Genomic DNA, 21,617 nt, shown 5'->3' with positions numbered 1-21,617 from the left:
GTAGGGACCGGGGTGTAGTAGTCCCAGGTGGTTTGACGCTGTGTTTTTGGAGCGCTGGCGCGCTCGAGCGCGGCCCCTGGGGGGCCGCGAGTCAGCCACCGTTGCTGGCGGCTTCGCCGCGGACGCAACGGCGGCTGACTCGCGGCCGGGCCGCTACGCCGCTGCGCGGCGGACCCTCCTCGAGGTCGGGTCGTGGGGGGTTGGGAGTGCGGTCACGGCGGGTTCGGGTTCACGGGGTTAGGAGCCGGTGAAGTTCGGCTTGCGCTTTTCTGCGAAGGCTTTTGGGCCTTCTTTGGCGTCGGCTGATCTGAAGACCTCGATGCCGATTTTCGCCTCGATGGGGAAGGCCTCGTTTTCCGGCATGGCCTCGGTTTCGCGCAGGGTGCGCAGCATTGCTTGGACGGCGAGTGGGCCGTTGTCGGCGATCTGGGCGGCGAGCGCCAAGGCCTTGTCGAGGGCGGTTCCGTCGGGGACTACGTGTCCGATCAGGCCGATCTCCTTGGCCTCGGCGGCGGTGATGTGGCGACCGGTGAGCAGCAGGTCGGCGGCCACCGTGTACGGGATCTGGCGGGCCAGCCGCACTGCGGAACCGCCGAGCGGGAACAGGCCCCAGCGGGCCTCGGAGACACCGAACTTGGCGCTTTCCCCGGCCACGCGCAGGTCGGTGCCCTGCAGGATCTCGGTGCCACCCGCGATAGCCGCGCCCTCGACGGCCGCGATCAGGGGCTTGGCCAGTCGCCGGCCCTTCAGCAGCGCGGGGAGGTAGGCGGGGTCCCAGCTGCCGGAGGCAGCGGTGTCGCCGGGATGCTGCGAGCTCATCGCCTTCAAATCCATTCCGGCGCAGAAGGCCCCGCCGGCACCGGTGAGGATCGCGACGCGGATATCGGGATCGCTGTCCACCTGGTCCCAGGCGTCGCGCATGATCGCCATCATCTCGCCGGACAGGGCGTTGCGCGCCTCCGGGCGATTCATGGTGACGATGAGGACATGGTCGCGCTTCTCGACCAGGCAGTGGGCCATTTTCGTACTCCTGACAAGTTGAGTCTTGTCAGAAACAGTAACACGTTCTATTTTTGTCCTTGTGAGCTACAACATAGCCGATCTCGTCGAACATGCCGTCGACTTGATGCCCGACCGGATCGTGCTGGTCGGCGAACATCGAGAGTCGACCTACGCCGAACTGGAGGAGCGGGCCAACAAGTTGGCCCACTACCTGCTGGAACAGGGTGTGCGTCCCGGCGACAAAGTCGGAATCTATTCCAGGAACACCGTCGAGGCCGTCGAGGCGATGGTGGCCGTTTTCAAGGCGCGGGCGGTGATGATCAACGTCAACTTCCGCTACATCGAGAACGAGTTACTGCACATCTTCGACAACTCCGACATGGTCGCGCTGATCCACGAGCGCCGCTACACCGACAAGGTGGCGGCGGTGCGCGACAAGGTGCCCGGCCTGAAAACGGTGATCGTCGTCGACGACGGCACCGACGGCCCCACCGGAGTCGACACCGTGGAGTACGAGGCGGCGTTGGCAGGCGCGTCGGGTGAACGTGACTTCGGGGAGCGCTCGCCCGACGACATCTACATGCTCTACACCGGCGGCACCACGGGTCTGCCCAAGGGCGTGATGTGGCGGCACGAGGATGTCTGGCGGGTGCTCGGCGCCGGCATCAACTTCGTCACCGGCGAGTACACCAAGGACGAATGGGAGCTGGCCAAAATCGGCGCGGCCAACCCGCAGATGGTGCGCTTCCCGATCCCGCCGATGATCCACGGCGGCTCGCAGTGGGCCACCTTCCACAGCCTGTTCGGCGGTGGCAAGGCCGTGATGATTCCCGAGTTCAGCGGGCACGGGGTCTGGCAGGCCGTCGACAAGCACGGCATCAACCTGATCTTCATCACCGGTGACGCGATGGCGCGCCCGATGCTCGACGCGCTCGCCGAAGGCAACCCGGAAACCGGTGAGCCCTATGATCTTTCGACCCTGTATGTGCTGGCCAGCAGCGCGGCGCTGTTCTCGCCCTCGCTCAAGGACAAGTTCCTCGAGGTGCTGCCCAACCGGATGATCTCCGACTCCATCGGCTCCTCGGAAACCGGCTTCGGTGGGCTTTCGCTGGTCGCCAAGGGTGCCACCCACACCGGTGGTCCCCGGGTGAAGATCGACGCGGCCACCCAGGTGCTCGACGAGGAGGGCAATCCGGTCGAACCGGGTTCCGGCGTCGTCGGTCTGCTGGCGCGCAGCGGGCACATCCCGCTCGGCTACTACAAGGACGAGGTCAAGTCGGCCGCGACGTTCAAGGAGTTCAACGGGGTGCGTTTCGCGATCCCCGGTGACTACGCCCGCGTCGAGGAGGACGGCTCGGTCACGATGCTCGGCCGTGGTTCGGTGAGCATCAACAGCGGTGGCGAGAAGATCTACCCCGAAGAGGTGGAGGGCGCCCTCAAGGCGCACCCCGAGATCTTCGACGCGCTGGTTGTCGGTGTCGATGACGCTCGCTGGGGCCAGCGAGTGGTCGCCGTGGTCCAGTGTCGCGGCGCGAACCGCCCCACCCTGGCCGACCTGAAACCGGTACTGGCACAGGAGATCGCGTCGTACAAGCAGCCGCGCAGCCTGTGGTTCGTCGACGAGATCAAGCGCTCGCCCGCGGGCAAGCCGGACTACCGCTGGGCCAAGTCGCAGACCGATGAGCGGCCCGCCGACGAGCACGCGGAAGCGGGCTCGGCGTAGGACCCGCCGACACGAAGGTCCGCCCGGCAACGTCGCCGGGCGGGCCTTCGTCGTGTTCGGAATCGCCGGTGAGAACCCCTCGATCAGTCGCCCGTCGTGGTCAGGCGAATCGGTCAGCGCCGGCTCAGTGCTTCAATGCGGTAGCGAGACGGGATGCGATCTCGGGAACATCGACCACCGCGCCACTGGCGACGTCGATCATGAGGTCATATGTGAGGTCTTCGTCGAGGGAGCTCGTGTCGATGCCGTTGTAGGCGAGAAACACGATCGCGCCCGCGATGGCAAGGCGCTTGTTGCCGTCGACGAGTGGGTAGTTGGCCGCGATCGAATGCAGCAGCGCTGCGGACTTCTCCCAGAGACCCGGGTAGGCGTCGGTGCCGAACACCGTGGTCGCCGGGCGTGCGGCCGCCGACGCGAGCAGTCCCGCGTCGCGTACGACGTACTGCCCTGCCACATCCTCGGCGATCGCTCGCAGGTCGGCGACCGTGAGGTAGTAGATCTCCGCCTCGTTCACTCGGCGAGCCTGTCGAGCAGGCTCCTATGACGCTCGGCGAATTGTCGCGATAGTGCGCGGACTTGACTGTTCGCTGTCTCGGCCATCGAGTCCGGCACCACGGCCGCCACGCGGCGGCCATGGCGGGTCAAGTGCACGACGGTGCCGCCTTCGGCGGCCGCGATCACTTCGGCGAGACGCTCCCTGGCTTCACTTACCGGGAGCTCCCAGTTCTCAGGAGAGGGGGCTGCAGCCATGCCGTGAATTGTACATCTTTGCCGTTTTTTCGTACGAATTGTCGGTACGGGCTGGCGTGCCCAGAGCGAAACGGTGATCGAGCGCGCGGGCTGTGGTGGGTGTCGTCAGTGATTGCCGAGTTCGGACAGTTGGTAGGCGAGTTTGTCGCGGACGGCGGGGACGCGACCGAGTAGGCGAGCGGCGGTGTTGCGCGCGGCGCGGACCACGCCGGACTGCACGGTCGCCATCCTGGTCATGCGGTCGGTGAACGCCACGACATCGAGGGCGATCGGCCTCCGCACGGTCTCGTAGGAATCGAGCACTGAATCTGGTTCGCCCGCAGTGACTTTCGTCAGCAGCGTGGCGAGTAGGGCGGCATCCTGGATGCCGGTGTTCATGCCCTGGCCGCCTGCGGGGCTGTGGACGTGGGCGGCGTCGCCCGCCAAGAGGACGCGGCCCGCGCGGTAGTGGTCGGCTACCCGGTGGTGGACGCGGAAGCGGGAGCTCCACAAGACCTTGTCGACGCGGATATCGCCGCCGGGGCCGCGCGTGTTCAGCAGGGCCGCTACATCGTCGACAGTGGGGTGTGCGGGGGCGTCGTCGACGGTGGCGACCACGCGGTAGCGGACGCCGGCGTCGTCGGGCAGTGGAGCGACGACCGTGATGCCCTCGGGGGACAGGTGCAGGGAGACTTCGGTGCGCGGGGTCGGCCAACTCATGCCGACATCGGCGAGAACGAACGAGGTGGGGTAGGTATCACCGGTGAAGCCGATGCCCGCTTGCTCGCGCACGACACTGTGCATGCCGTCGGCGCCGATGACGTAGTCGGCGCTGATCGTGCCTCGCCGATCGTGTTCATCGGTGTATTCGACTGTCACGGTGTTGTTTTCCTCGGCGACCCGGGTGACAGTGAGCGGCCGGTGTACCGCGCCGCCCAGCGCGTGCAGTCGATCGAGCAGCACCTGCTCGGTGACCTCCTGCGGCACCATCAGCGCGTAGGGGAACGCGGTGGGGAGATCGCCGAACTCGATGGTGGCCAACGTCTTCGCGCCGTCGCGCAGCTTGAAGGTGGGCACCTCGATGCCGCGTTCGACGAGCGTGCTCGCGATACCGAGCCCGTCGAGTACCTCGAGCGTCCTGGCGTGCACCACCGCGGCCCGGGAAGTGTTGGCGCCCTCGTGGAGTCGATCGATGAGCACATGGTCGACCCCGGCTTCGGCGAGCACGATCGCGGCGGTGAGCCCCGTGGGCCCCGCGCCGACGATGACAACGGAGGTGGCTTCGGGCAGCGGGATGACGGCCATTTCGACTCCTGGTCAACGTTTGTTTGCCAACGCTTGTAGGCATAACGGTAAACCCGGCCGCCCGTGAAAGTCAACAACCGTTGGCCTACAATCGTTGACATGCCGGACCAGCAGACTCCCGCCCGTCGCTCGGATGCGACGAAGGCTGCCATCCTCACCGCGGCCCGTGCCCGCTTCGCCACCGACGGCTATGCCAAGGCCACCATCCGCGCGATCGCCGCCGACGCCGATATCGACCCCTCGATGGTGATGCGCTATTTCGGCAGCAAGGACGGACTGTTCGCCGCCGCCGCCCAGATCGACCTCGACCTCCCCGATCTGAGTGCGGCCGACCCGAACACCATGGGCGAGTTGATGATCCGCCGCTTTCTCGAGATCTGGGAGGGCAACGACCACACGGTCCTGCTGATCCTGCTGCGCTCCTCGATCACCGACGAGGCGGTCGCTGCCCGCTTCCGCGAGATCTTCGCCGACCAGGTCCTGCCCGCGGTCCTGCGCTTCGGCACCCCCGCCGACGCCCCCCGGCGGGCCGCCCTGATCGTCACCCAGCTTCTCGGCTTGGCTCTGTGCCGCTATGTCCTGCGATTGCCGCCGGTAGTCGCGCTGACTTCGCGACAGATCGTTGCCGACCTCGCCCCCACCTTGCAGCGGTACCTGACCTCGAATGCCGGCAACGAGTGATCATTCTTCGCTGAGGCACCACCGCACCAACGCAGACAGGCCCGCACGGATGAAACCGTGCGGGCCTGTCTGATGTGGGAGCTAGCTCGCCAGCTCCGCGCCGAGGGCGAGCAGATGGGGAGTCGCGCCGCCGAGGGCGAATTCGTTGTGCTTGGCGGCGGTGAAGTAGTTGTGGGTGATGTGGTCGCGGTCGATACCGAGACCGCCGTGGATGTGGACGACGGTGTGGGCGACCTTGTGCCCGGCCTCGGCCGCCCAGAACTTGGCGATGTGGATGGCCTCGGCGGCGGGGAGGTCCTCGGACAGGCGCCAGGCGCCCTGGGTGACCGTGAGGCGAAGGCCGCCGATGTCGATGTAGGCGTCGGACAGTCGCTGGGCCACCGACTGGAACGAACCGATCGGCTTGCCGAACTGTTCGCGGGTGCGGGTGTGCTCGGCGGTCAGCTCGAGTGCGCGCTCCAGGGTGCCCAGTTGCAGGGCAGACAGGCCGAGCCAGGCGTATTCGCGCAGCCAGGTGAGGATATCGGCGCCCGCCTCGATGCTGCCGAGCAGTTCGGCCGGAGTGGCGGCGAGGTCGACGACGAACTCGGGGCTCAGGTCGACGATCCGCTGGGCGGTACGGGTCACCGAGGCGTGCTCCGGATCGATCACGAAGACGCCGACGCCGGTGGAGGTGATGGCGGGCACCAGGATTCGCGCGGCGCGGTCGGCGTAGGCGACGGTGGTCGCGGTGCCGGTGAGCGTCCACGCGGCACCGGCGGCCTCGGCGACGATTCCCGGTGCGTCGGTGGTGGCGCGCAGTTCCTCGGCGAGCGCGGCGGTCAGCACGATCTCGCCGGTGCCCGCCCGCGCGGCCAGCTGTCGCTGGTCGGCGTCGCCGAACTTCGCCAGCGCGCCCGCTCCGAGGACGATCGACCACAGGTAGGGCACCGCGGCGACGTAGCGGCCGAGCTCACGCAGGATCGCGGTCTGCTCGAGCATGCCGAAATCGCTGCCGCCCAGCGCTTCCGGCAACGCGGCGGCCAGCACGCCGGTCTCGGCGAGGGAGTTCCAGAGCTGTTCGTCGTAGCGGCCCGCGGTGTCGAGTTCGCGCAGTCGATCGGCGGTGACGAGCTTGGCGCAGATCTCGCCGGTCAGCCGGGCGAGGTCGGTCTGGGCTTCGGTAGGCGTGAAATCCATGGGGGTATACCGGCTTTCGGGATCAGCGGGCGGACGCGGGCTGGCGCAGGGCGGTCATGGCGATGATGTCGCGCTGGACCTCGTTGGTGCCGCCGCCGAAAGTGAGAATCAGCGCGGCGCGATGCATCCGCTCGAGCCGGCCGAGCAGGGCGGCGCCGGGGGAATCCTGGCGCAGGTACGCGTGGGGGCCGACGACTTCCATCAGCAGGCGGTAGGCCTCGGTGGACAGTTCGGTGCCGTAGACCTTGCAGGCGGACGCGTCCCACGGCTTCGGCGCTGCCTCACCGCCCTGATCGGCCCGGCTGGCGATCTCCCAGTTCAGCAGCTTGAGGTATTCGACCTTGGCGTGTACCCGGGCCAGATTGAGGCGGGCCCATTCCTGGTCGATCACGCGCTTGCCGTCGGGCAGGGTGGTCTGTCGTGCCCATTCGACGGTCTGCGCGACCGCGAGGCCGAGCGGACCCGCCGAGGTGAGGGCGACGCGCTCGTGATTGAGCTGATTGGTGATCAGCGACCAGCCGCCGTTCTCCGGGCCGACCACCGACGAAACGGGCACTCGCACGTCCTGGTAGTAGGTGGCGCTGGTGTCGGGCCCCGCCATCGTGTGCACCGGCGTCCATGAGAACCCTTCGACGTCGGTCGGCACGATGAGCATCGTGATGCCCTTGTGCTTCTTGGCCGTCGGATCGGTGCGCACGGCCAACCAGATGTAGTCGGCGTAGGCGATCAGGCTGGTCCACATCTTCTGGCCGTTGATGACGAAGTCGTCGCCGTCGCGCACCGCGGTGGTCCGCAGCGAGGCCAGGTCGGTCCCGGCGCCCGGCTCGGAGTAGCCGATGGCGAAGTGCAGCTCACCGGAGGCGATCTTGGGCAGGAAGAACTTCTTCTGTTCCTCGGTGCCGTACTGCATGATCGTCGGCGCCACGGAATTGAGCGTGAGGAAGGGGACGGGCGCGCCCGCGATGGCCGCTTCCTCGACGAAGATCAGCTGATCCATCGTGGTGCGGTCCTGGCCGCCGTACTCCTTTGGCCAGCTCAGGGTGAGCCAGCCGTCGCGGCCCATCTGACGGACGACTTCGCGGTAGACGTCGCCTTCGCCGTACTCGCCGGTCTGCGACATCAGCGCCGTGCGGCGTTCCGGAGTCATCAGCTTCGCGAAATATTCGCGCAGCTCGGCGCGCAATTCTTCCTGCTGCGGCGTATACGCGACGCGCATGCTTCCTACCTCGGTGTCGAGCTGAAAGGGCGGGTGGCGGGGCGCAGGGGATGAGCCCCGCCGAAACCGATCATTGCATATCAACTGGAACATGTTCCAGTATTGATGGTGATCCGGCGCCTGTTCCGCTCCGCGGACCCGGCCGCTCGGGATAGTGTCGCAAGGACCGCGTGGAAGGAAGTTCTCATGAAGATCATCGTCGATTTCGATCGGTGCGAAGCGAACGGCGTCTGTGTCGGAATCGCCCCTGACATGTTCGAACTTGACGACGACGACATGTTGACCGTCGCCGAGGGTGATGTCGCGACCGATCGTCTCGCCGACGCGGAGGAGGCGGTGGCACAGTGCCCCAAGGCCGCGCTGAGGTTGGCGTGATCCCCTCTTGTCGGATGGTGGAACACGTTCTAGAGTCGGCCGAATGAGTGTGACGCAGATTTCATTGGAGGGCCGGGTCGCCATCGTGACCGGGGCGGGCGCGGGACTCGGCAGGGCCGAAGCTCTCGCGCTGGCGTCGGCCGGTGCGGCGGTGGTCGTCAATGACCTGACCGAGGACGCGGCGGCCGAGACCATCGCCGCCATCCGTGAGCTCGGCGGCAAGGCGGAATTCGTCGGCGGCTCCATCGCCGAGCGCTCGACCGCCGACGCGCTCGTCACCACCGCGCGGGACTCGCTCGGCGGGCTCGACATCGTCGTCAACAACGCGGGCATCACCCGCGACCGGATGCTGTTCAACATGTCCGACGAGGACTGGGACGCGGTGCTCGCGGTCCACCTGCGCGGACATTTCCTGCTCACCCGCAACGCGGCCGCCTATTGGCGCGCGGCATCGAAGGCGGCGGGCGAACCGGTCTACGGTCGGCTGGTCAACACCTCCTCGGAGGCGGGTCTGCTCGGCCCGGAAGGTCAGGCGAACTACGCCGCCGCCAAGGCCGGCATCACCGCACTCACCCTCACGGCATCGCGCGTGCTGGCCAGGTACGGCGTGCGAGCCAACGCGATCTGCCCGAGGGCAAGGACCGCGATGACCGAGTCGGTCTTCGCGGACGCGCCCGACGGCGCGGTCGACCCGCTCGCGCCCGAGCATGTGGCGAAGCTGGTCGCCTACCTCGCCTCGCCCGCCGCCGACGCGGTGAACGGTCAGGTCTTCGTCGTCTACGGGCCGATGGTGGCGCTGATGGCGGCGCCGACCGTCGAGCAGCGCTTCGACGCCGCGGGCGCCGAATGGTCCGAGGCCGACCTCGCCGCCACCCTCGGTGACTACTTCGCGCAGCGACCCGCGGATCACACTTTCTCGGCGCGCGACCTCCGCGACCTGGGCTGATCAGTCCAGTCCACGGTGGCCCGATGGTGGCCCTCGCATATCCCGCCGGATTTGTCTCGCCTGTCGTGTTGATCACCGGTCCAGGTATTGGTAGACATGACCGTCGGGGTGTGTGACGCCTCACAGGAAGGCTGCCGATCTTAATTAGTACTCGTTTCAGTTTTAACAGCGATGTATGTGAAAAGGTCCTGCTCCGAGTCTGGGAATTCGGCAGACATTAGTAGGAACATGTTCTAGTCTTTGGGCAGTCTCCAGATCGGGGTGACGGTGAAGTACGGGTACGCGGACACATCGGTCCGCCCGTCGAAAGAGGAGGATTCGGAATGAACAACCTCCTCGTTGTCCCGTTGCGGGCGGTTGGCGGATTCTTCGAACTCGGCGCGGAAGTGGCACGTGCCACCGTCCGTAAGCCATTTCAATGGCGTGAATTCGTCGACCAGGCCTGGTTCGTGGCTCGCGTCTCGATTGTGCCGACGCTGCTGGTCGCCATCCCGTTCACGGTGCTGGTGGTCTTCACGCTCAACATCCTGCTGCGCGAGATCGGCGCCGCCGATCTCAGTGGCGCGGCCGCCGCGTTCGGTGCCGTCACACAGGTCGGCCCGATTGTCACGGTGCTGATCGTGGCGGGTGCGGGCGCCACCGCGATCTGCGCCGACCTCGGTGCGCGCACGATTCGCGAGGAGATCGACGCGATGAAGGTGCTCGGCATCGACCCGGTCAGCCGGCTGGTCGTACCGCGCGTGTTCGCCTCGATGTTCGTGGCACTGATGCTCAACAGCCTGGTGTGCACCATCGGTATCGCCGGCGGCTTCGTGTTCTCGGTGTTTCTCCAAGGTGTGAATCCCGGCGCGTTCGTCAACGGGATTCCGTTGCTGACGAATCTGTCCGAGCTGATCATCTCCGAAATCAAGGCGGGCCTGTTCGGCCTGATCGCCGGAATGGTCGCCTGTTATCTCGGGCTCCAGGTCAAAGGCGGTCCGAAGAGTGTCGGTGACGCGGTGAACCAAACCGTGGTATTCGCGTTCATGGCGTTGTTCGTGGTGAATGTCGTTGTCACCGCGATCGGCCTGAAATTCACGGTGCGGTGACCACGATGGCATTCATTGTTCGCAGCAAATTCCCGCGCACGGTCCGCCGATTCGATCGAATGTCGAAATCAGTGGATTCCCTGGGCGATCAGGCGATCTTCTACGTCAAGGCGCTCGGCTCGGTGCCACGCGCGCTGGTGCACTATCGCACCGAGACCATCCGCCTCATCGCCGAGATCAGCATGGGCAGCGGCGCATTGGCCGTGATCGGCGGCACCGTGGTGATCGTGGGTTTTCTGACCCTTATGGCGGGCGGCACCATCGCGGTGCAGGGCTACAGCTCGCTCGGCAATATCGGTGTCGAGGCACTGACCGGCTTCTTCGCCGCGCTCATCAATGTGCGCATCGCGGCGCCGGTGATCTCCGGCATCGGCCTGGCCGCGACGATCGGCGCCGGCGCGACAGCGCAATTGGGCGCGATGCGGGTGGCCGAGGAGATCGACGCGCTGGAATCCATGGCGATTCGGCCGATTCCGTTCCTGGTCGGTACGAGGGTGCTGGCAGGCATGATCGCGATCGTGCCGCTCTACGCCCTCGCGGTGATCGCCTCGTTCGTCGCCAGCCGGTTCGCGACCGTCGTGATCTACGGGCAGTCGGCGGGCGTCTACGACCACTACTTCTCGACGTTCCTCATCCCGAGCGACATCCTGTGGTCGTTCGCGCAGGCGATCGTGATGGCGCTGGCCGTGATGCTCATCCACACCTACTACGGCTTCCACGCCGCGGGTGGTCCGGTCGGCGTCGGCGTCGCGGTCGGTAACGCGGTTCGGTCATCACTGATCGCCGTCGTCACAGTGACGCTGCTGATCTCGCTGGCCATCTACGGTACCTCCGGCAACTTCCACCTCTCGGGATAGCGTGATGGACACTTCACGGATCGTTGCCGCATTGCAGGGCGGTCTCGGGCGCAAGCTCGCGGCGCTCACAATGGTCGGCTTGCTCGTCGGGCTCGCGGCCTTCGCGTTCGCCCTCTTCCAGGGCGCCTTCACCACCACCGCGAAGGTGCTGGTCGACGCGCCCCGCTCGGGCCTCGTGCTCGACCCCGACGCCAAGGTGAAGGTGCGCGGCGTCGAGATCGGCCGGGTCGCCGAGATCAACCTGCGCGACGACGGCGCGCAGATCCTGCTCGAAGTCGACCCCGAGCAGCTGAAACTGGTGCCGTCGAACGCGGGCGTCGACATTCGCTCGACCACGGTCTTCGGCGCCAAGTACGTGAATTTCGTTGTCCCCGAACAGCCGTCGTCGAGCTCGCTGAAGCCCGGCAGTACGGTCGCGGCGACGGCGGTGACGGTGGAGTTCAACACGCTGTTCCAGCACCTGTCCGATGTGCTCGCCCAGGTGGAACCGGAGAAGCTCAATGCCACGCTGACCGCGCTCGGCACCGCGTTGCAGGGCCGTGGCGACAAGTTCGGCGACCTGCTCGTCCGATCGGATCAGTACCTGCGCGAGCTCAACCCCTATCTGCCCACGCTGCAACAGGATCTGGACAAGACGGCCGAGGTGACCAATATCTACGCCGATGCCGCCGGTGCGCTGCTGCGCACGGTGGACAACGCCACGGTCACCGCGAAGACGCTGGCGGAGTCGCAGGCAGAACTCGACAACGTGCTGGTGAACGTGATCGGGCTCTCGGATACCACCGGTTCGGTGCTGCGGGAGAACGAAACCCAACTCGTCACCGCCCTGGACCTGCTGCGGCCGACGACCAGCCTGCTGTTCCAGTACGCGCCGGCGCTCAGCTGCGTCATCAATGGTCTCGGCCCGCTGATGCCGGTGGCCGAGGAGATGTTCGGCGGCATGATGCCGGGCGTCGGCATGTACACCAACTTCATGTACGGCGACAAGCCCTACACCTATCCGGAGGACCTGCCGAGGGTGAACGCCACCGGCGGCCCGCACTGTGACGGTGTGGTCAACCGGGTGCCGGAGAGCCACGCGAACTATGTGGTGACCGATACCAACCAGGGCGCGCCGTACACGCCGCGCACCGGCTCACCCGAATACAACAGCGCGCCAAAGGTTTTCCAGCTCTTGCTCGAGGGACTGCCGGGAGTGACACGGTGAGAAACACGGCGACGACGGTCAAGCTCGCGATCTTCACCGTGGTGATGACGCTGGTGTTCGCCGGCCTGGCGATCGTGCTCAGTCAGACACGGTTCTCCAGCGAGAACGGCTACAAGGCGGTGTTCACCAGCTCCTCGGGCATGCTGCCCGGTTCGAAGGTGCGCATCGCCGGTGTGCCGGTCGGTTCGGTGAGCTCGGTGAAGGTCGGCTCCGACGATCTCGCCCACGTCGAGTTCGACGTGGACACCAAGTACTCGGTGCTGTCCAGCACCCGGCTGGCGATCAAGTACGAGAACCTGGTCGGTGACCGGTATCTGGAGCTGATGGAGGGGCCGGGCTCGGCGCGCCGACTGCCCGACGGCGCCACCATCGGCAAGGAACAGACCACGCCCGCGCTGGATCTGGATCTGCTGCTCGGCGGGTTCAAGCCGCTGCTGCGTGGCCTGGACCCCGGCCAGGTCAACGACCTGACCTCGGCGCTGTTGCAGATCTTCCAGGGCCAGGGCGGCACGCTGGTCTCGCTGCTCAACAGCGGTGGCAGCTTCGCGAAGACGCTGGCCGATCGCGATGCCCTGATCGGCAGCGTGATCGACAACCTGAACACCGTGCTGGCCACCATCGACGACCGCGACGAGCAGTTCGCCACCACGATCGACGAATTGCAGCGCCTGGTCAGCGGATTGGCCGCCGAACGCGACCCGATCGGCGCCGCGCTGCCGCGGATCGCCGGGGCCACCAAGGAGCTCAACGACCTGTTGACCACCGCACGCCCCGACCTGCGCAACACCATCGCGCAGACCGGCAGGCTGGCGACCAATCTCGACAACGGTTCCGACGACATCGAGTGGGTGCTCCAGAAGCTCCCCGAGACCTACAAACAGCTCATTCGCATCGGCGCCTACGGGTCGTTCCTGCAGCTGTACGTGTGTGGCACCAACCTCATCGTCGACGGCCCGAACGGCCAGCCGATGGAGGTCAAGTTGCCGGGTCTGCAGGCGACCGGAAGGTGTACGCCCAATGAGTGAGAAGAATTCGTCGGCGGTCACCATCGGCATCGTCGGCATCGTGCTGGTGGTGACGATCTCGCTCGCCACGCTGCAATACACCAAGCTGCCGTTCATTCGCTCCGGCGCGACGTTCACCGCCTACTTCGTCGACGCGGGCGGGCTGGTGCCGGGCGATCCGGTGCACGTAGCCGGCGTTCGTTCCGGCGAAGTGGAGCAGGTGTCCCTCGACGGTCCCAAGGTGCTGGTGAAGTTCACCCTCGACGAGTCGATCGTGCTGGGCCAGAAGACATCCGCCGCGATCAAGACCAATACGGTGCTCGGTCGCAAGTCCCTCGATGTGGTGCCGACCGGACAGGGCGCGCTGCGCACGGCCGACACCATTCCGCTCGACCGCACCACCTCGCCGTACTCGCTCAACGAAGCGATCAGCGACCTCGGTGCCACCGTGCGCGACCTCGACCTGGACCAGATCGACAAGACCCTCGACACCCTCTCGGTGGCCTTCGCCGATACGCCGGGCCCGCTGCGCACTGCCCTCGACGGCGTCACCGCGCTCTCGCGCAGCATCAATACGCGCGACCAGGCGCTGACCGAGCTGCTCGGCCGGGCGCAGAACGTCACCAAGATCCTGGCCGACCGTAGTTCGCAGCTCAACGCGCTACTGCTCGACGGCAACAATCTGCTCGGCGAGCTCGACAACCGGCGCGCCGCGATCAACCAGCTCATCGTCTACGTCAACTCGGTCGCCAAGCAGCTGTCGGGGCTGGTCGCCGACAACGAGGCGCAGATGAAACCGACACTGGACCGGCTCAATTCGGTGCTCGCCATGTTGCAGCGCAACAAGCAGAACCTGTCGGACGCGATCGACAACCTCGGTCCCTACGCGTCGGCGCTGGGCGAGCAGGTCGGCAACGGACCGTGGTTCAACGCCTACGTGGTGAACGCGACGAGTACCGAGCTGCGCCCGCTGGTGGACGCGCTGGTCTGGCCGGAGCATCTGCCGCAGGACCTGATCGATATCTTCACGCATCCGGCGCCGCCGAGCATCGTGCCTGCCGAGGAGGATCCGCCGCGATGAGCATCGCATCGAAAGTCCGCGGCGTGCCGCGTTGGACGCTCGCGGTCGCCGTGGTGGTGATCGTCGCGCTGGTCGCGGTCGGGGTCTACACCAGCCTCGGCATCGGCAAGACCAAGATCACCGCCGCCTTCACCTCGACCACCGGCCTGTACGCCGGCGACGAGGTGCGAATGCTCGGTGTGCGGATCGGCAAGATCGACGCGATCGAGCCGGGCGAGGGCCGGGTGCAGGTCCGGATGACCGTCGATCGCGGCATCGACCTGCCCGCCGACGCGCGCGCCGTACTCATCGCGCCCTCGCTGGTCTCGGCACGGTTCATCCAGCTCGCGCCCGCCTACGACGGCGGTCCGAAGCTGGCCAACGGTGCGCAGATCCCGATCGAGCGCACCGCGGTGCCGGTCGAGTGGGACGACATCAAGGCCGAATTGGCCAATCTCGCAACAGCTCTCGGCCCGGTCGGCGACGATCCGCAGGGCTCCTTCGGTCGCTTCGTCGACACCGCCGCGAACAACCTCGACGGCAACGGTCAGCGGTTCCGCGACACCCTGCGCGAACTGTCGGCGACGCTGAATACGTTGTCCGACGGTCGAACCGATCTGTTCGGCACCATCCGCAACCTGCAGAAGTTCGTCGAGGTGCTCTCGGCGAGCAACGAGCAGATCGTGCAGTTCGGCGGGCGCTTGGCCTCGGTGGCCTCGGTGCTGGCCGGCGCGTCGGCGGAACTCGGTGCGGGACTGGACAGTCTGGACGTGGCGCTCGCGGATGTGAAGCGATTCCTCGACGGCAGCGGAGCCGAGCTCACCGAGGGCGTCGAGCGGCTCGCCGACGTCACCCAGACCCTGGTCGACAAGCGGCCCGAGATCGAACGGGTGCTGCATTCCGCGCCGACCGCGCTGGTGAACTTCTACCAGATCTACAAGCCCGCCCAGGGCTCGCTCACCGGCGCTGTGGCGCTGAACAATACGGCCAATCCGCTGAGCTTCCTCTGTGGTTCCATCCGAGCGCTCGAGCACAACGACTCGGACCGGTCGGCCGATCTGTGCGCGGAATTCCTCGCCCCGGTGATCAGTTCGCTGGCGATGAACTACGCGCCGATCATGATCAACCCGGCCAGCAGTGTGACGGCCTTCCCCAACCAGTTGGTGTACAGCCCGCCGAGCTTGGCCGGTCAGGCGGAACCGGACGCGCCGCCGGTGGTGGCTCCGGTCACCGTGCCGAACGGTCTGGCCGGACTCGCGGTTCCAGGAGGACATCGGTGAAGCGGATAATCTCCGGACTCGCGGTGAGCGTCGCGGTGACGCTCGGGGCGACCGGCTGTCAGTGGGACGGGCTCAACTCGCTACCCATGCCGGGCTCGGAGGGCAGAGGCCCCGGTTCCTACACCGTGCGGATCCAGATGCCCAATGTCACCACGCTGACCCGTAATTCGCCGGTGCGGGTCGACGATGTCGAGGTCGGCAACGTCACCGGGATCGAGGTCGAGGGCTGGCACGCGCTGGTCACCGTCTCGCTCAACCCAGAGGTGCGGCTGCCCGCCAACGCGATCGCCAAGATCGGCCAGACCAGTCTGCTCGGCAGCAACCACGTAGAGCTGTCCGCGCCGACCAACACCCCGGCCGAGGGACAGTTGCGCGACAACGACCTGATTCCGCTGGAGCGCGCCGGTGCCTACCCGACCACCGAACAGGTGCTGTCCTCGCTGTCGGTGGTGCTCAACGGCGGCGGCATCGCCCAGTTGGAGACCATCACCAGGGAGCTGAACGCGGCGCTCAACGGCCGCGAGGCCGAGATCGCCGATCTGCTGCCACAGCTCAACCAGCTCACCACCGGCCTGGACAAGCAGACCGGCGACATCATCGCCGCGATGGAAGGTCTCGACCGGCTCACGGGCAAACTCGCCGACCAGAAGAGCGTGCTGGCCCGTGCGATCGATGAGATCCACCCCGCGCTGACCGCGCTGGCCGACCGCACGGCCAACATCACCAGGGCGATCACCTCGCTGGGTGACCTCAGTGAGGTGACCGAGCGGATCATCCAGGCCAGCGGCGACGATCTGAAGGCCAACCTGGCCAGCCTCGGTCCGGTGCTGGAAACCCTGGCCAACACCGGCACCAATCTCATCGACTCGATGCGGATCCTGCCGACCTTCCCGTTCCCGATCAAGAACATCGGCAACGCGATCAAGGGCGACTACCTCAACCTCTACATCACCGTCGACTTGACCGCCAAGCGCCTGGACAGCAACTGGCTCACCGGTACTCCGCTGGGCGGGCGCTTCGGTGGCGTCGAGGGTGTGATCGGCAGCTTCGCGCCCCCGACGGCGACCGACGCGAGCGACCCGACCAAACTTCCGCAGGCACCGGCGCCCGCCGCGGCACCGGCGCCGACGCTGCCCGGACTCCCGTCGATCCCCGGCCTGCCCGCCATCCCCGGAATCACCGTGCCGCTGCCCGGCCAGGAAGGGGCGGGGCGATGAAGCTCACCAAGTTCGTCCACGTCCAGCTCGCGATCTTCGCGGTCCTCACCGTGATCGGTCTGGTCGTGATGGGCGGGACCTACATTCAGCTACCCGCGATGTTCGGCATCGGCCGCTACGGCGTCACGGTACAGCTGGCCGCCACCGGCGGGCTGTACCCGACCGCCAATGTCTCCTACCGCGGCACCAATATCGGCAAGGTCGAGGCCGTGCGCCTCACCTCGGCCGGGGTCGAGGCCGATCTGTCGATCAACAGCGACTACAAGGTGCCGTCGGACTCGACCGCCTGGGTGCGCAGCGTGTCGGCGATCGGTGAGCAGTATGTCGACCTGGTGCCCGAGGTCGGCGCGAGCTCGGGCAACCTGCGTGACGGTTCGGTGATTCCGGTAGAGCGCACCAGGCTGCCCCAGGATGTCGGAGCGCTGCTCGACCAGTCCGACAAGCTGCTCGCCTCCGTCGCCGATACCCGGCTGCGTCAGGTGATCGACGAGGCGTTCAAGGCGTTCAACGGCGCGGGTCCCGATCTACAGCGGTTCATCGACTCGGCGGCCCTGCTGGTGCAGCAGGCCCAGACCGATGTGGAGCCGACGAAGAAACTGCTCGATCAGATCGGTCCGCTGCTGGACACCCAGATCCAGTCCGATGCCAATATCCGTTCCTGGACAGCGGATCTCGCGATCGTCACCGACCAGCTCCGCGAGCACGACCCGTCGTTGCGAAGCCTGTTGCGCAACAGTCCTTCCGCGATGCAGAAGGTGAACGAGCAGTTCCAGAGCCTGCGCCCGACGTTGCCGCTGCTGATGAACAATCTGGTCGGCCTCGGCCAGGTGGGCGTGACGTATCACCCTGGTATCGAACAGCTTCTGGTCGTCTTCCCGCCGCTGATCGCGGCCTTGCAGACCGTTATCCGCGGGCCGTCCAGATACGGCGTCATGGTCGACTTCATGACCGTCATCAACGACCCACCCGCCTGCACCACCGGCTTCCTGCCCGCCGACCAGTGGCGTTCGCCGAGTGATCTCAGCCCGATGGACACCCCCGAAGGGCTGTACTGCAAGGTGGCACAGGATTCTCCGATCGAAGTGCGCGGTATCCGCAACACGCCGTGCATGGAGTATCCAGGCGTCCGGGCGCCCACTCCCGAACTGTGCCGGACGGGGTACGTGCCGCAGGGCACCAACCCGCCGTTCGGCGCGCCGCAGCCGGTAGCCCCGGCCTCGGCACCCACCGGCGCGTCCACCGGCACAGTCACCCCCGCCGCCGCGCGCCCCTACGATCCGTCCACCGGCAGCTATCTTGGCCCGGACGGACGCATGTACCGCCAAGGTGATATCGCCTCCGACGGCTCGGGCATCGTCCCGGCCAGCTGGCAGGCGATGTTGGAGGAGCAGCAGAGATGAGTGAGAGCAACAACGGCCGTCCGCGTCGGCGGGCAGCCCGGTCGGCGGGTCCGCCGGTGGAGGATGTGCGGGTCGTCGACGTGACCGTCGACGCGGGTGTGCCCGCCGCCGAGAAGACTTCGACCGAGGATGCCGCGGTGGTCGCGGCTCCCGTGACGTTGACCAAACCCGATGTGGTGCCCGACGAGGTCGACGAGGAGTCGGCCGAACTCGACGAGGAAGACGTGAAGCTCGCCCGGCTCGGGCAGCTCATCGGCTTGGCCGCCGCCGCGGTGCTGGTGTTGGCGCTGGTCGTCGGCGCCACCTTCACCGCGCTCGCCGCTCGGTCGGGCAGCCAGGACGACGATCTGCGCGCGCAGTACACCCAGACCGCCCGGCAGGCGGTCATCAACCTCACCACCATTCGCGCCGACTCCGCCAAGGAGGACATCGACCGGATTCTGGCGGTGGCCTCCGGCGAGTTCAAGAACGAGTTCGACGGTCGCGTCAACCCGTTCATGGATGTGGTGAAGCAGGCGAAGGTGGTCTCCACCGGCGAGGTCGTCGAGTCGGGGATCGAGTCCGTCGACGAGAACTCGGCGAAGGTGCTGGTGGCCGCGAAGCAGATGGTGAGCAATACCGGGTCGGCCGAACCGCAGGCGCGCCAGTACCGATTCCGGATCACGGTGTCGAAGGGCGATTCCGGGATGACCGTGTCGAAAGTGGAGTTCGTGGGATGAGCAAGCAGATCAAGATCATTTTCGGTGTGCTCGCCGCGGCCGGTGTGCTCGCGGCCGTCGTCCTCGGCGTGAGCGGTTATCAGCTGTGGCAGCAAGACCGGACCGAGCAGGCGCGCACCGATGCCATGAGCACCGCGAGCCGGACGGTGAGCGCGATGTTCACCTATGAGCCCGCCACCGTCGACACCGAATTGCCCAGGGCCGCCGACAACCTCACCGAGAAGTTCCGGGGCGAATACCTGACGCTGATCCAGCAGGCCATCGCCCCGGGGGCCAAGGAGAAGCAGCTCACCGTCAAGGCCACCACCCAGGCCGAGGGCGTGGTCTCCGCCGACCCGGACAAAGCCGTCGTCCTGCTCTACCTGAACCAGCTGACCACCAGCAAGGACTCACCACAGGGCACCACCTCGGGCAGCCGCGTCCGAGTGTCGCTCGACAAGTCCGACAACCGCTGGCTGGTCTCCCAGGTCACCCCGGTCTGACCTACTCACCGCGCGGCAGGCGCACGAGGAAAGTCGCGCCGCCGCCCGGTGTGGGTTCGACCCGCACCGTCCCGCTGTGCGCGGCCACGAGCGCGGCCACGATGGAGAGGCCGAGCCCGCTGCCGCTGCGGTTGTCGCCGCGGCGAGTGCGCGAGACATCGGCGCGGTAGAAACGTTCGAAGACGTGGGCTGTCTCCTCGGCGGTGAGCCCGGGGCCGGTGTCGATCACCTCGAGTCCCACATCGTCGGTGGCGGGGGTCAGGCGGACGGTGATCGAGGTGCCGTCGGGGGTGTGGTTGCGGGCGTTGTCGAGCAGGTTGGTGAGGACCTGGCGCAGGCGGGGTTCGTCGCCGAGGATTTCCAGGGTGCCCGCACCCTCGGCGATGTCGAGGGTGATCGAGCGGTGTTGTCCCGCGGCCGCTTCGACCGCCCGGGCGCTGTGGACGGCGTCGCCCGCCATCGCCAGCAGGTCCACCGGGCCCAGTTGCACGGGGCGCTGGGCGTCGAGGCGGGCCAGCATGAGCAGGTCCTCGACCAGCAGGCCCATGCGCTGGGCCTCGTGTTCGATGCGGTTCATGAACATCGCGGGATCGGTGTTCGCGCCCTGGCGGTACAGCTCGGCGAAGCCGCGGATCGTGGTGAGCGGGGTGCGTAGTTCGTGGCTGGCGTCGGCGACGAAACGGCGCATCTTCGCCTCGGACGCGCGCGCGGCGGTCTCGGAGGCTTCGGTGGCGGCGAACGCCTGCTGGATCTGGGTCAGCATGCTGTTGAGCGAGTGCGACAGCCGATCCACCTCGGTGACATTGCCGTGCACCGGGATTCGATGATGCAGCTCGCCGCCCGCGATCGCCGCCGCCGTCGCTTCGACCCGGTGCAGCGGTCGCAGACTGCCACGCACCACGAAGTAGGCCGCGATGGCCAGCGCGAGCAGCACGATCGCGCCGACGATCAGTTGCAGCACCACGAGCTTGCGCACCGTTTCGATGTTCTCGGTCAGCGGCCACGCGACCGTCGCGGTGGCGCGATGACCGTTGACCGTGAGCACCCGCCACTGATCGCCCGAACCGTCCGACGAGCCGACCGTGACCGGCGTCAGCGCGGGCGGATTCGGCAGGTCGGGTTGGGAGTCGGTACCGAAGACATTGTCGAGGAGCACTTTTCGGGTGCCGTCGGCGCTCTCGGCCGACACGAAGTAGCGCCCGGGTGGCTGCCCGGCCGCCGAGGAGGGCGGCGGCAGATTCGGCGCGGCTGTTCCCACCCGCCGCTCCCATTCCATCGCCGCGTCCTGCAACTGCTGATCGGTGCGGTTCTGCAGCGAGTTCTCCAACGCCTTGGTCACCACGAAACTCGAAGCGACCAAACCGAATCCGGCCAGCACGACCAGCATCAGCACCAGCGTCACCCGCAGGGGGAGTCTGCTCACCGCGTGGGCTCGCGCATCACATAGCCCACCCCGCGCAGCGTGTGGATCAACCGCTGCTCGCCGGTGTCGACCTTCTTGCGCAGATACGACACGTAGGTCTCCACCACGCCCACCTCACCGCCGAAGTCGTAGCGCCACACGTGATCGAGGATGCGCGGCTTACTCAGCACGCTGCCCGCGTTCACCATGAAGTAGCGCAACAGCGTGAACTCGGTGGGGGACAACGGCACCGGTTCGCCCGCTTTCCACACCTCGTGCGTGTCGTCGTCGAGCTCGATATCGGCGAAGCGCAACCGAGTGCCTGCCTTCTCGGGTTCGGCGTGGCCCGCGCGACGCAGGATCACCCGCAGCCGTGCCACCACCTCCTCCAGGCTGAACGGCTTGGTGACGTAGTCGTCGGCGCCGAGAGTGAGCCCGGTGATCTTGTCCTCCACCTCGTCGCGCGCGGTCAGGAACAGCACCGGCGCGTCGATCCCGTCGGCGCGCAACCGGCGCAGCAGGCCGAAGCCGTCCATGCCGGGCATCATCACGTCCACGATCAGCGCCTGCGGGCGGAACGTGCGCGCCCGATCCAGCGCCTCGGCGCCGTCGGCCGCCGACGCCACCTCGAACCCCTGGTAGCGCAGGCTCACCGTCAGCAGTTCGACGATCATCGGTTCGTCGTCGACGACGAGGACCCGCGCCTCGGGCACATCAGGCACACCGCTCATACCCTCTATGCTCC

Annotated in this window: 22 protein-coding genes; 14 read left to right on the top strand and 8 right to left on the bottom strand. The window is 67.0% G+C overall.

From position 1 onward, the window contains the following. Positions 1-237: 237 nt before the first annotated feature. Positions 238-1,020, bottom strand: a complete 783-nt coding sequence (locus NA12_RS21115) for a crotonase/enoyl-CoA hydratase family protein (RefSeq protein WP_067454003.1) — start codon at positions 1,018-1,020, stop codon at positions 238-240. Positions 1,021-1,081: 61 nt separating this feature from the next. Between NA12_RS21115 and NA12_RS21110 the strand changes: the two genes are divergently transcribed. Beyond that, complete coding sequence (locus tag NA12_RS21110) at positions 1,082-2,725, top strand: acyl-CoA synthetase (protein ID WP_067454000.1); 1,644 nt, start codon at positions 1,082-1,084, stop codon at positions 2,723-2,725. A gap of 124 nt (positions 2,726-2,849) precedes the next feature. Here NA12_RS21110 and NA12_RS21105 read toward each other — a convergent pair whose 3' ends face one another. The 3 genes from NA12_RS21105 to NA12_RS21100 all read right to left on the bottom strand — a co-directional run bounded on the left by NA12_RS21105 (position 2,850) and on the right by NA12_RS21100 (position 4,759). Beyond that, on the bottom strand, positions 2,850-3,239 hold the full coding sequence (locus NA12_RS21105; RefSeq protein ID WP_207905571.1) for a type II toxin-antitoxin system death-on-curing family toxin: 390 nt from the start codon (positions 3,237-3,239) through the stop codon (positions 2,850-2,852). Beyond that, the gene (locus NA12_RS33200; protein WP_084472972.1) at positions 3,236-3,475 is read right to left on the bottom strand and encodes a type II toxin-antitoxin system Phd/YefM family antitoxin; all 240 of its coding nucleotides are present in this window, start codon (positions 3,473-3,475) and stop codon (positions 3,236-3,238) included. Before NA12_RS33200 ends, NA12_RS21105 begins: the two co-directional genes overlap by 4 nt. Positions 3,476-3,580: 105 nt before the next feature. Next, positions 3,581-4,759 carry an FAD-dependent oxidoreductase gene (locus tag NA12_RS21100; protein ID WP_067453997.1) on the bottom strand — a complete coding sequence of 393 codons (1,179 nt, stop codon included), beginning with the start codon at positions 4,757-4,759 and terminating at the stop codon, positions 3,581-3,583. A 99-nt stretch (positions 4,760-4,858) separates the two neighbouring features. Here NA12_RS21100 and NA12_RS21095 point away from each other — a divergent pair, with 99 nt between their 5' ends. Further along, a complete protein-coding gene (locus NA12_RS21095) occupies positions 4,859-5,440 on the top strand; it encodes a TetR/AcrR family transcriptional regulator (RefSeq protein WP_067453994.1) in 582 nt (193 codons plus the stop codon). 81 nt (positions 5,441-5,521) lie between these two features. Here the strand turns inward: NA12_RS21095 and NA12_RS21090 are convergent, their stop codons facing one another. Both NA12_RS21090 and NA12_RS21085 read right to left on the bottom strand, forming a co-directional pair. Further along, positions 5,522-6,619 (bottom strand): acyl-CoA dehydrogenase family protein, encoded by a 1,098-nt coding sequence (locus NA12_RS21090; RefSeq protein ID WP_067453991.1) that lies wholly within the window; start codon positions 6,617-6,619, stop codon positions 5,522-5,524. A gap of 22 nt (positions 6,620-6,641) precedes the next feature. Further along, positions 6,642-7,835 (bottom strand): acyl-CoA dehydrogenase family protein, encoded by a 1,194-nt coding sequence (locus NA12_RS21085; protein ID WP_067453990.1) that lies wholly within the window; start codon positions 7,833-7,835, stop codon positions 6,642-6,644. A gap of 186 nt (positions 7,836-8,021) precedes the next feature. Here NA12_RS21085 and NA12_RS21080 point away from each other — a divergent pair, with 186 nt between their 5' ends. The 12 genes from NA12_RS21080 to NA12_RS21025 all read left to right on the top strand — a co-directional run bounded on the left by NA12_RS21080 (position 8,022) and on the right by NA12_RS21025 (position 19,470). Continuing rightward, positions 8,022-8,210 (top strand): ferredoxin, encoded by a 189-nt coding sequence (locus NA12_RS21080; protein WP_067454618.1) that lies wholly within the window; start codon positions 8,022-8,024, stop codon positions 8,208-8,210. A 43-nt stretch (positions 8,211-8,253) separates the two neighbouring features. Then, positions 8,254-9,156, top strand: a complete 903-nt coding sequence (locus tag NA12_RS21075; RefSeq protein WP_067453987.1) for a 3-oxoacyl-ACP reductase — start codon at positions 8,254-8,256, stop codon at positions 9,154-9,156. 323 nt (positions 9,157-9,479) lie between these two features. After that, a complete protein-coding gene (locus NA12_RS21070) occupies positions 9,480-10,244 on the top strand; it encodes an MlaE family ABC transporter permease (protein WP_067453984.1) in 765 nt (254 codons plus the stop codon). 5 nt (positions 10,245-10,249) lie between these two features. Continuing rightward, a complete protein-coding gene (locus NA12_RS21065) occupies positions 10,250-11,101 on the top strand; it encodes an MlaE family ABC transporter permease (protein WP_067454615.1) in 852 nt (283 codons plus the stop codon). A 4-nt stretch (positions 11,102-11,105) separates the two neighbouring features. Further along, positions 11,106-12,308, top strand: a complete 1,203-nt coding sequence (locus NA12_RS21060; RefSeq protein WP_067454613.1) for an MCE family protein — start codon at positions 11,106-11,108, stop codon at positions 12,306-12,308. After that, positions 12,305-13,333, top strand: a complete 1,029-nt coding sequence (locus NA12_RS21055; protein WP_084472971.1) for an MCE family protein — start codon at positions 12,305-12,307, stop codon at positions 13,331-13,333. The genes NA12_RS21060 and NA12_RS21055 overlap by 4 nt, the downstream gene beginning before the upstream one ends. After that, positions 13,326-14,393: an MCE family protein gene (locus NA12_RS21050; protein WP_067453981.1), complete on the top strand. Its 1,068-nt coding sequence runs from the start codon at positions 13,326-13,328 to the stop codon at positions 14,391-14,393. Before NA12_RS21055 ends, NA12_RS21050 begins: the two co-directional genes overlap by 8 nt. Then, positions 14,390-15,652: an MCE family protein gene (locus tag NA12_RS21045; protein ID WP_067453979.1), complete on the top strand. Its 1,263-nt coding sequence runs from the start codon at positions 14,390-14,392 to the stop codon at positions 15,650-15,652. Before NA12_RS21050 ends, NA12_RS21045 begins: the two co-directional genes overlap by 4 nt. Continuing rightward, on the top strand, positions 15,649-16,869 hold the full coding sequence (locus tag NA12_RS21040; protein ID WP_067453976.1) for an MCE family protein: 1,221 nt from the start codon (positions 15,649-15,651) through the stop codon (positions 16,867-16,869). The genes NA12_RS21045 and NA12_RS21040 overlap by 4 nt, the downstream gene beginning before the upstream one ends. After that, a complete protein-coding gene (locus NA12_RS21035) occupies positions 16,866-18,269 on the top strand; it encodes an MCE family protein (RefSeq protein WP_067453973.1) in 1,404 nt (467 codons plus the stop codon). The genes NA12_RS21040 and NA12_RS21035 overlap by 4 nt, the downstream gene beginning before the upstream one ends. After that, positions 18,266-18,988, top strand: coding sequence for an Rv1363c family protein (locus NA12_RS21030; RefSeq protein WP_132369757.1), 723 nt, complete (start codon positions 18,266-18,268; stop codon positions 18,986-18,988). Before NA12_RS21035 ends, NA12_RS21030 begins: the two co-directional genes overlap by 4 nt. Continuing rightward, positions 18,985-19,470, top strand: a complete 486-nt coding sequence (locus NA12_RS21025) for a h domain protein (protein ID WP_067453970.1) — start codon at positions 18,985-18,987, stop codon at positions 19,468-19,470. The genes NA12_RS21030 and NA12_RS21025 overlap by 4 nt, the downstream gene beginning before the upstream one ends. Position 19,471: 1 nt before the next feature. Here NA12_RS21025 and NA12_RS21020 read toward each other — a convergent pair whose 3' ends face one another. Both NA12_RS21020 and NA12_RS21015 read right to left on the bottom strand, forming a co-directional pair. Beyond that, entirely contained in the window at positions 19,472-20,893 is a 1,422-nt protein-coding gene (locus NA12_RS21020; RefSeq protein WP_371856010.1) for a sensor histidine kinase, read from the bottom strand. Further along, positions 20,890-21,603 (bottom strand): response regulator transcription factor, encoded by a 714-nt coding sequence (locus NA12_RS21015; protein ID WP_067453967.1) that lies wholly within the window; start codon positions 21,601-21,603, stop codon positions 20,890-20,892. Before NA12_RS21015 ends, NA12_RS21020 begins: the two co-directional genes overlap by 4 nt. Positions 21,604-21,617 lie beyond the last annotated feature (14 nt).

This window comes from Nocardia alba NBRC 108234, assembly GCF_001612665.1.
GTDB classification, from domain to species: Bacteria; Actinomycetota; Actinomycetes; order Mycobacteriales; family Mycobacteriaceae; genus Nocardia; species Nocardia alba.
This window is presented reverse-complemented; position numbering and strand designations above follow the sequence as displayed.

What these genes read in the sequence shown, in the direction of transcription:
- NA12_RS21115 (WP_067454003.1), bottom strand. Translation starts at nt 1,020, where the DNA reads ATGGCCCACTGCCTGGTCGAGAAGCGCGACCATGTCCTCATCGTCACC.
- NA12_RS33200 (WP_084472972.1), bottom strand. Translation starts at nt 3,475, where the DNA reads ATGGCTGCAGCCCCCTCTCCTGAGAACTGGGAGCTCCCGGTAAGTGAA.
- NA12_RS21100 (WP_067453997.1), bottom strand. Translation starts at nt 4,759, where the DNA reads ATGGCCGTCATCCCGCTGCCCGAAGCCACCTCCGTTGTCATCGTCGGC.
- NA12_RS21095 (WP_067453994.1), top strand. Translation starts at nt 4,859, where the DNA reads ATGCCGGACCAGCAGACTCCCGCCCGTCGCTCGGATGCGACGAAGGCT.
- NA12_RS21090 (WP_067453991.1), bottom strand. Translation starts at nt 6,619, where the DNA reads ATGGATTTCACGCCTACCGAAGCCCAGACCGACCTCGCCCGGCTGACC.
- NA12_RS21085 (WP_067453990.1), bottom strand. Translation starts at nt 7,835, where the DNA reads ATGCGCGTCGCGTATACGCCGCAGCAGGAAGAATTGCGCGCCGAGCTG.
- NA12_RS21080 (WP_067454618.1), top strand. Translation starts at nt 8,022, where the DNA reads ATGAAGATCATCGTCGATTTCGATCGGTGCGAAGCGAACGGCGTCTGT.
- NA12_RS21075 (WP_067453987.1), top strand. Translation starts at nt 8,254, where the DNA reads ATGAGTGTGACGCAGATTTCATTGGAGGGCCGGGTCGCCATCGTGACC.
- NA12_RS21070 (WP_067453984.1), top strand. Translation starts at nt 9,480, where the DNA reads ATGAACAACCTCCTCGTTGTCCCGTTGCGGGCGGTTGGCGGATTCTTC.
- NA12_RS21065 (WP_067454615.1), top strand. Translation starts at nt 10,250, where the DNA reads ATGGCATTCATTGTTCGCAGCAAATTCCCGCGCACGGTCCGCCGATTC.
- NA12_RS21060 (WP_067454613.1), top strand. Translation starts at nt 11,106, where the DNA reads ATGGACACTTCACGGATCGTTGCCGCATTGCAGGGCGGTCTCGGGCGC.
- NA12_RS21050 (WP_067453981.1), top strand. Translation starts at nt 13,326, where the DNA reads ATGAGTGAGAAGAATTCGTCGGCGGTCACCATCGGCATCGTCGGCATC.
- NA12_RS21045 (WP_067453979.1), top strand. Translation starts at nt 14,390, where the DNA reads ATGAGCATCGCATCGAAAGTCCGCGGCGTGCCGCGTTGGACGCTCGCG.
- NA12_RS21035 (WP_067453973.1), top strand. Translation starts at nt 16,866, where the DNA reads ATGAAGCTCACCAAGTTCGTCCACGTCCAGCTCGCGATCTTCGCGGTC.
- NA12_RS21030 (WP_132369757.1), top strand. Translation starts at nt 18,266, where the DNA reads ATGAGTGAGAGCAACAACGGCCGTCCGCGTCGGCGGGCAGCCCGGTCG.
- NA12_RS21025 (WP_067453970.1), top strand. Translation starts at nt 18,985, where the DNA reads ATGAGCAAGCAGATCAAGATCATTTTCGGTGTGCTCGCCGCGGCCGGT.
- NA12_RS21015 (WP_067453967.1), bottom strand. Translation starts at nt 21,603, where the DNA reads ATGAGCGGTGTGCCTGATGTGCCCGAGGCGCGGGTCCTCGTCGTCGAC.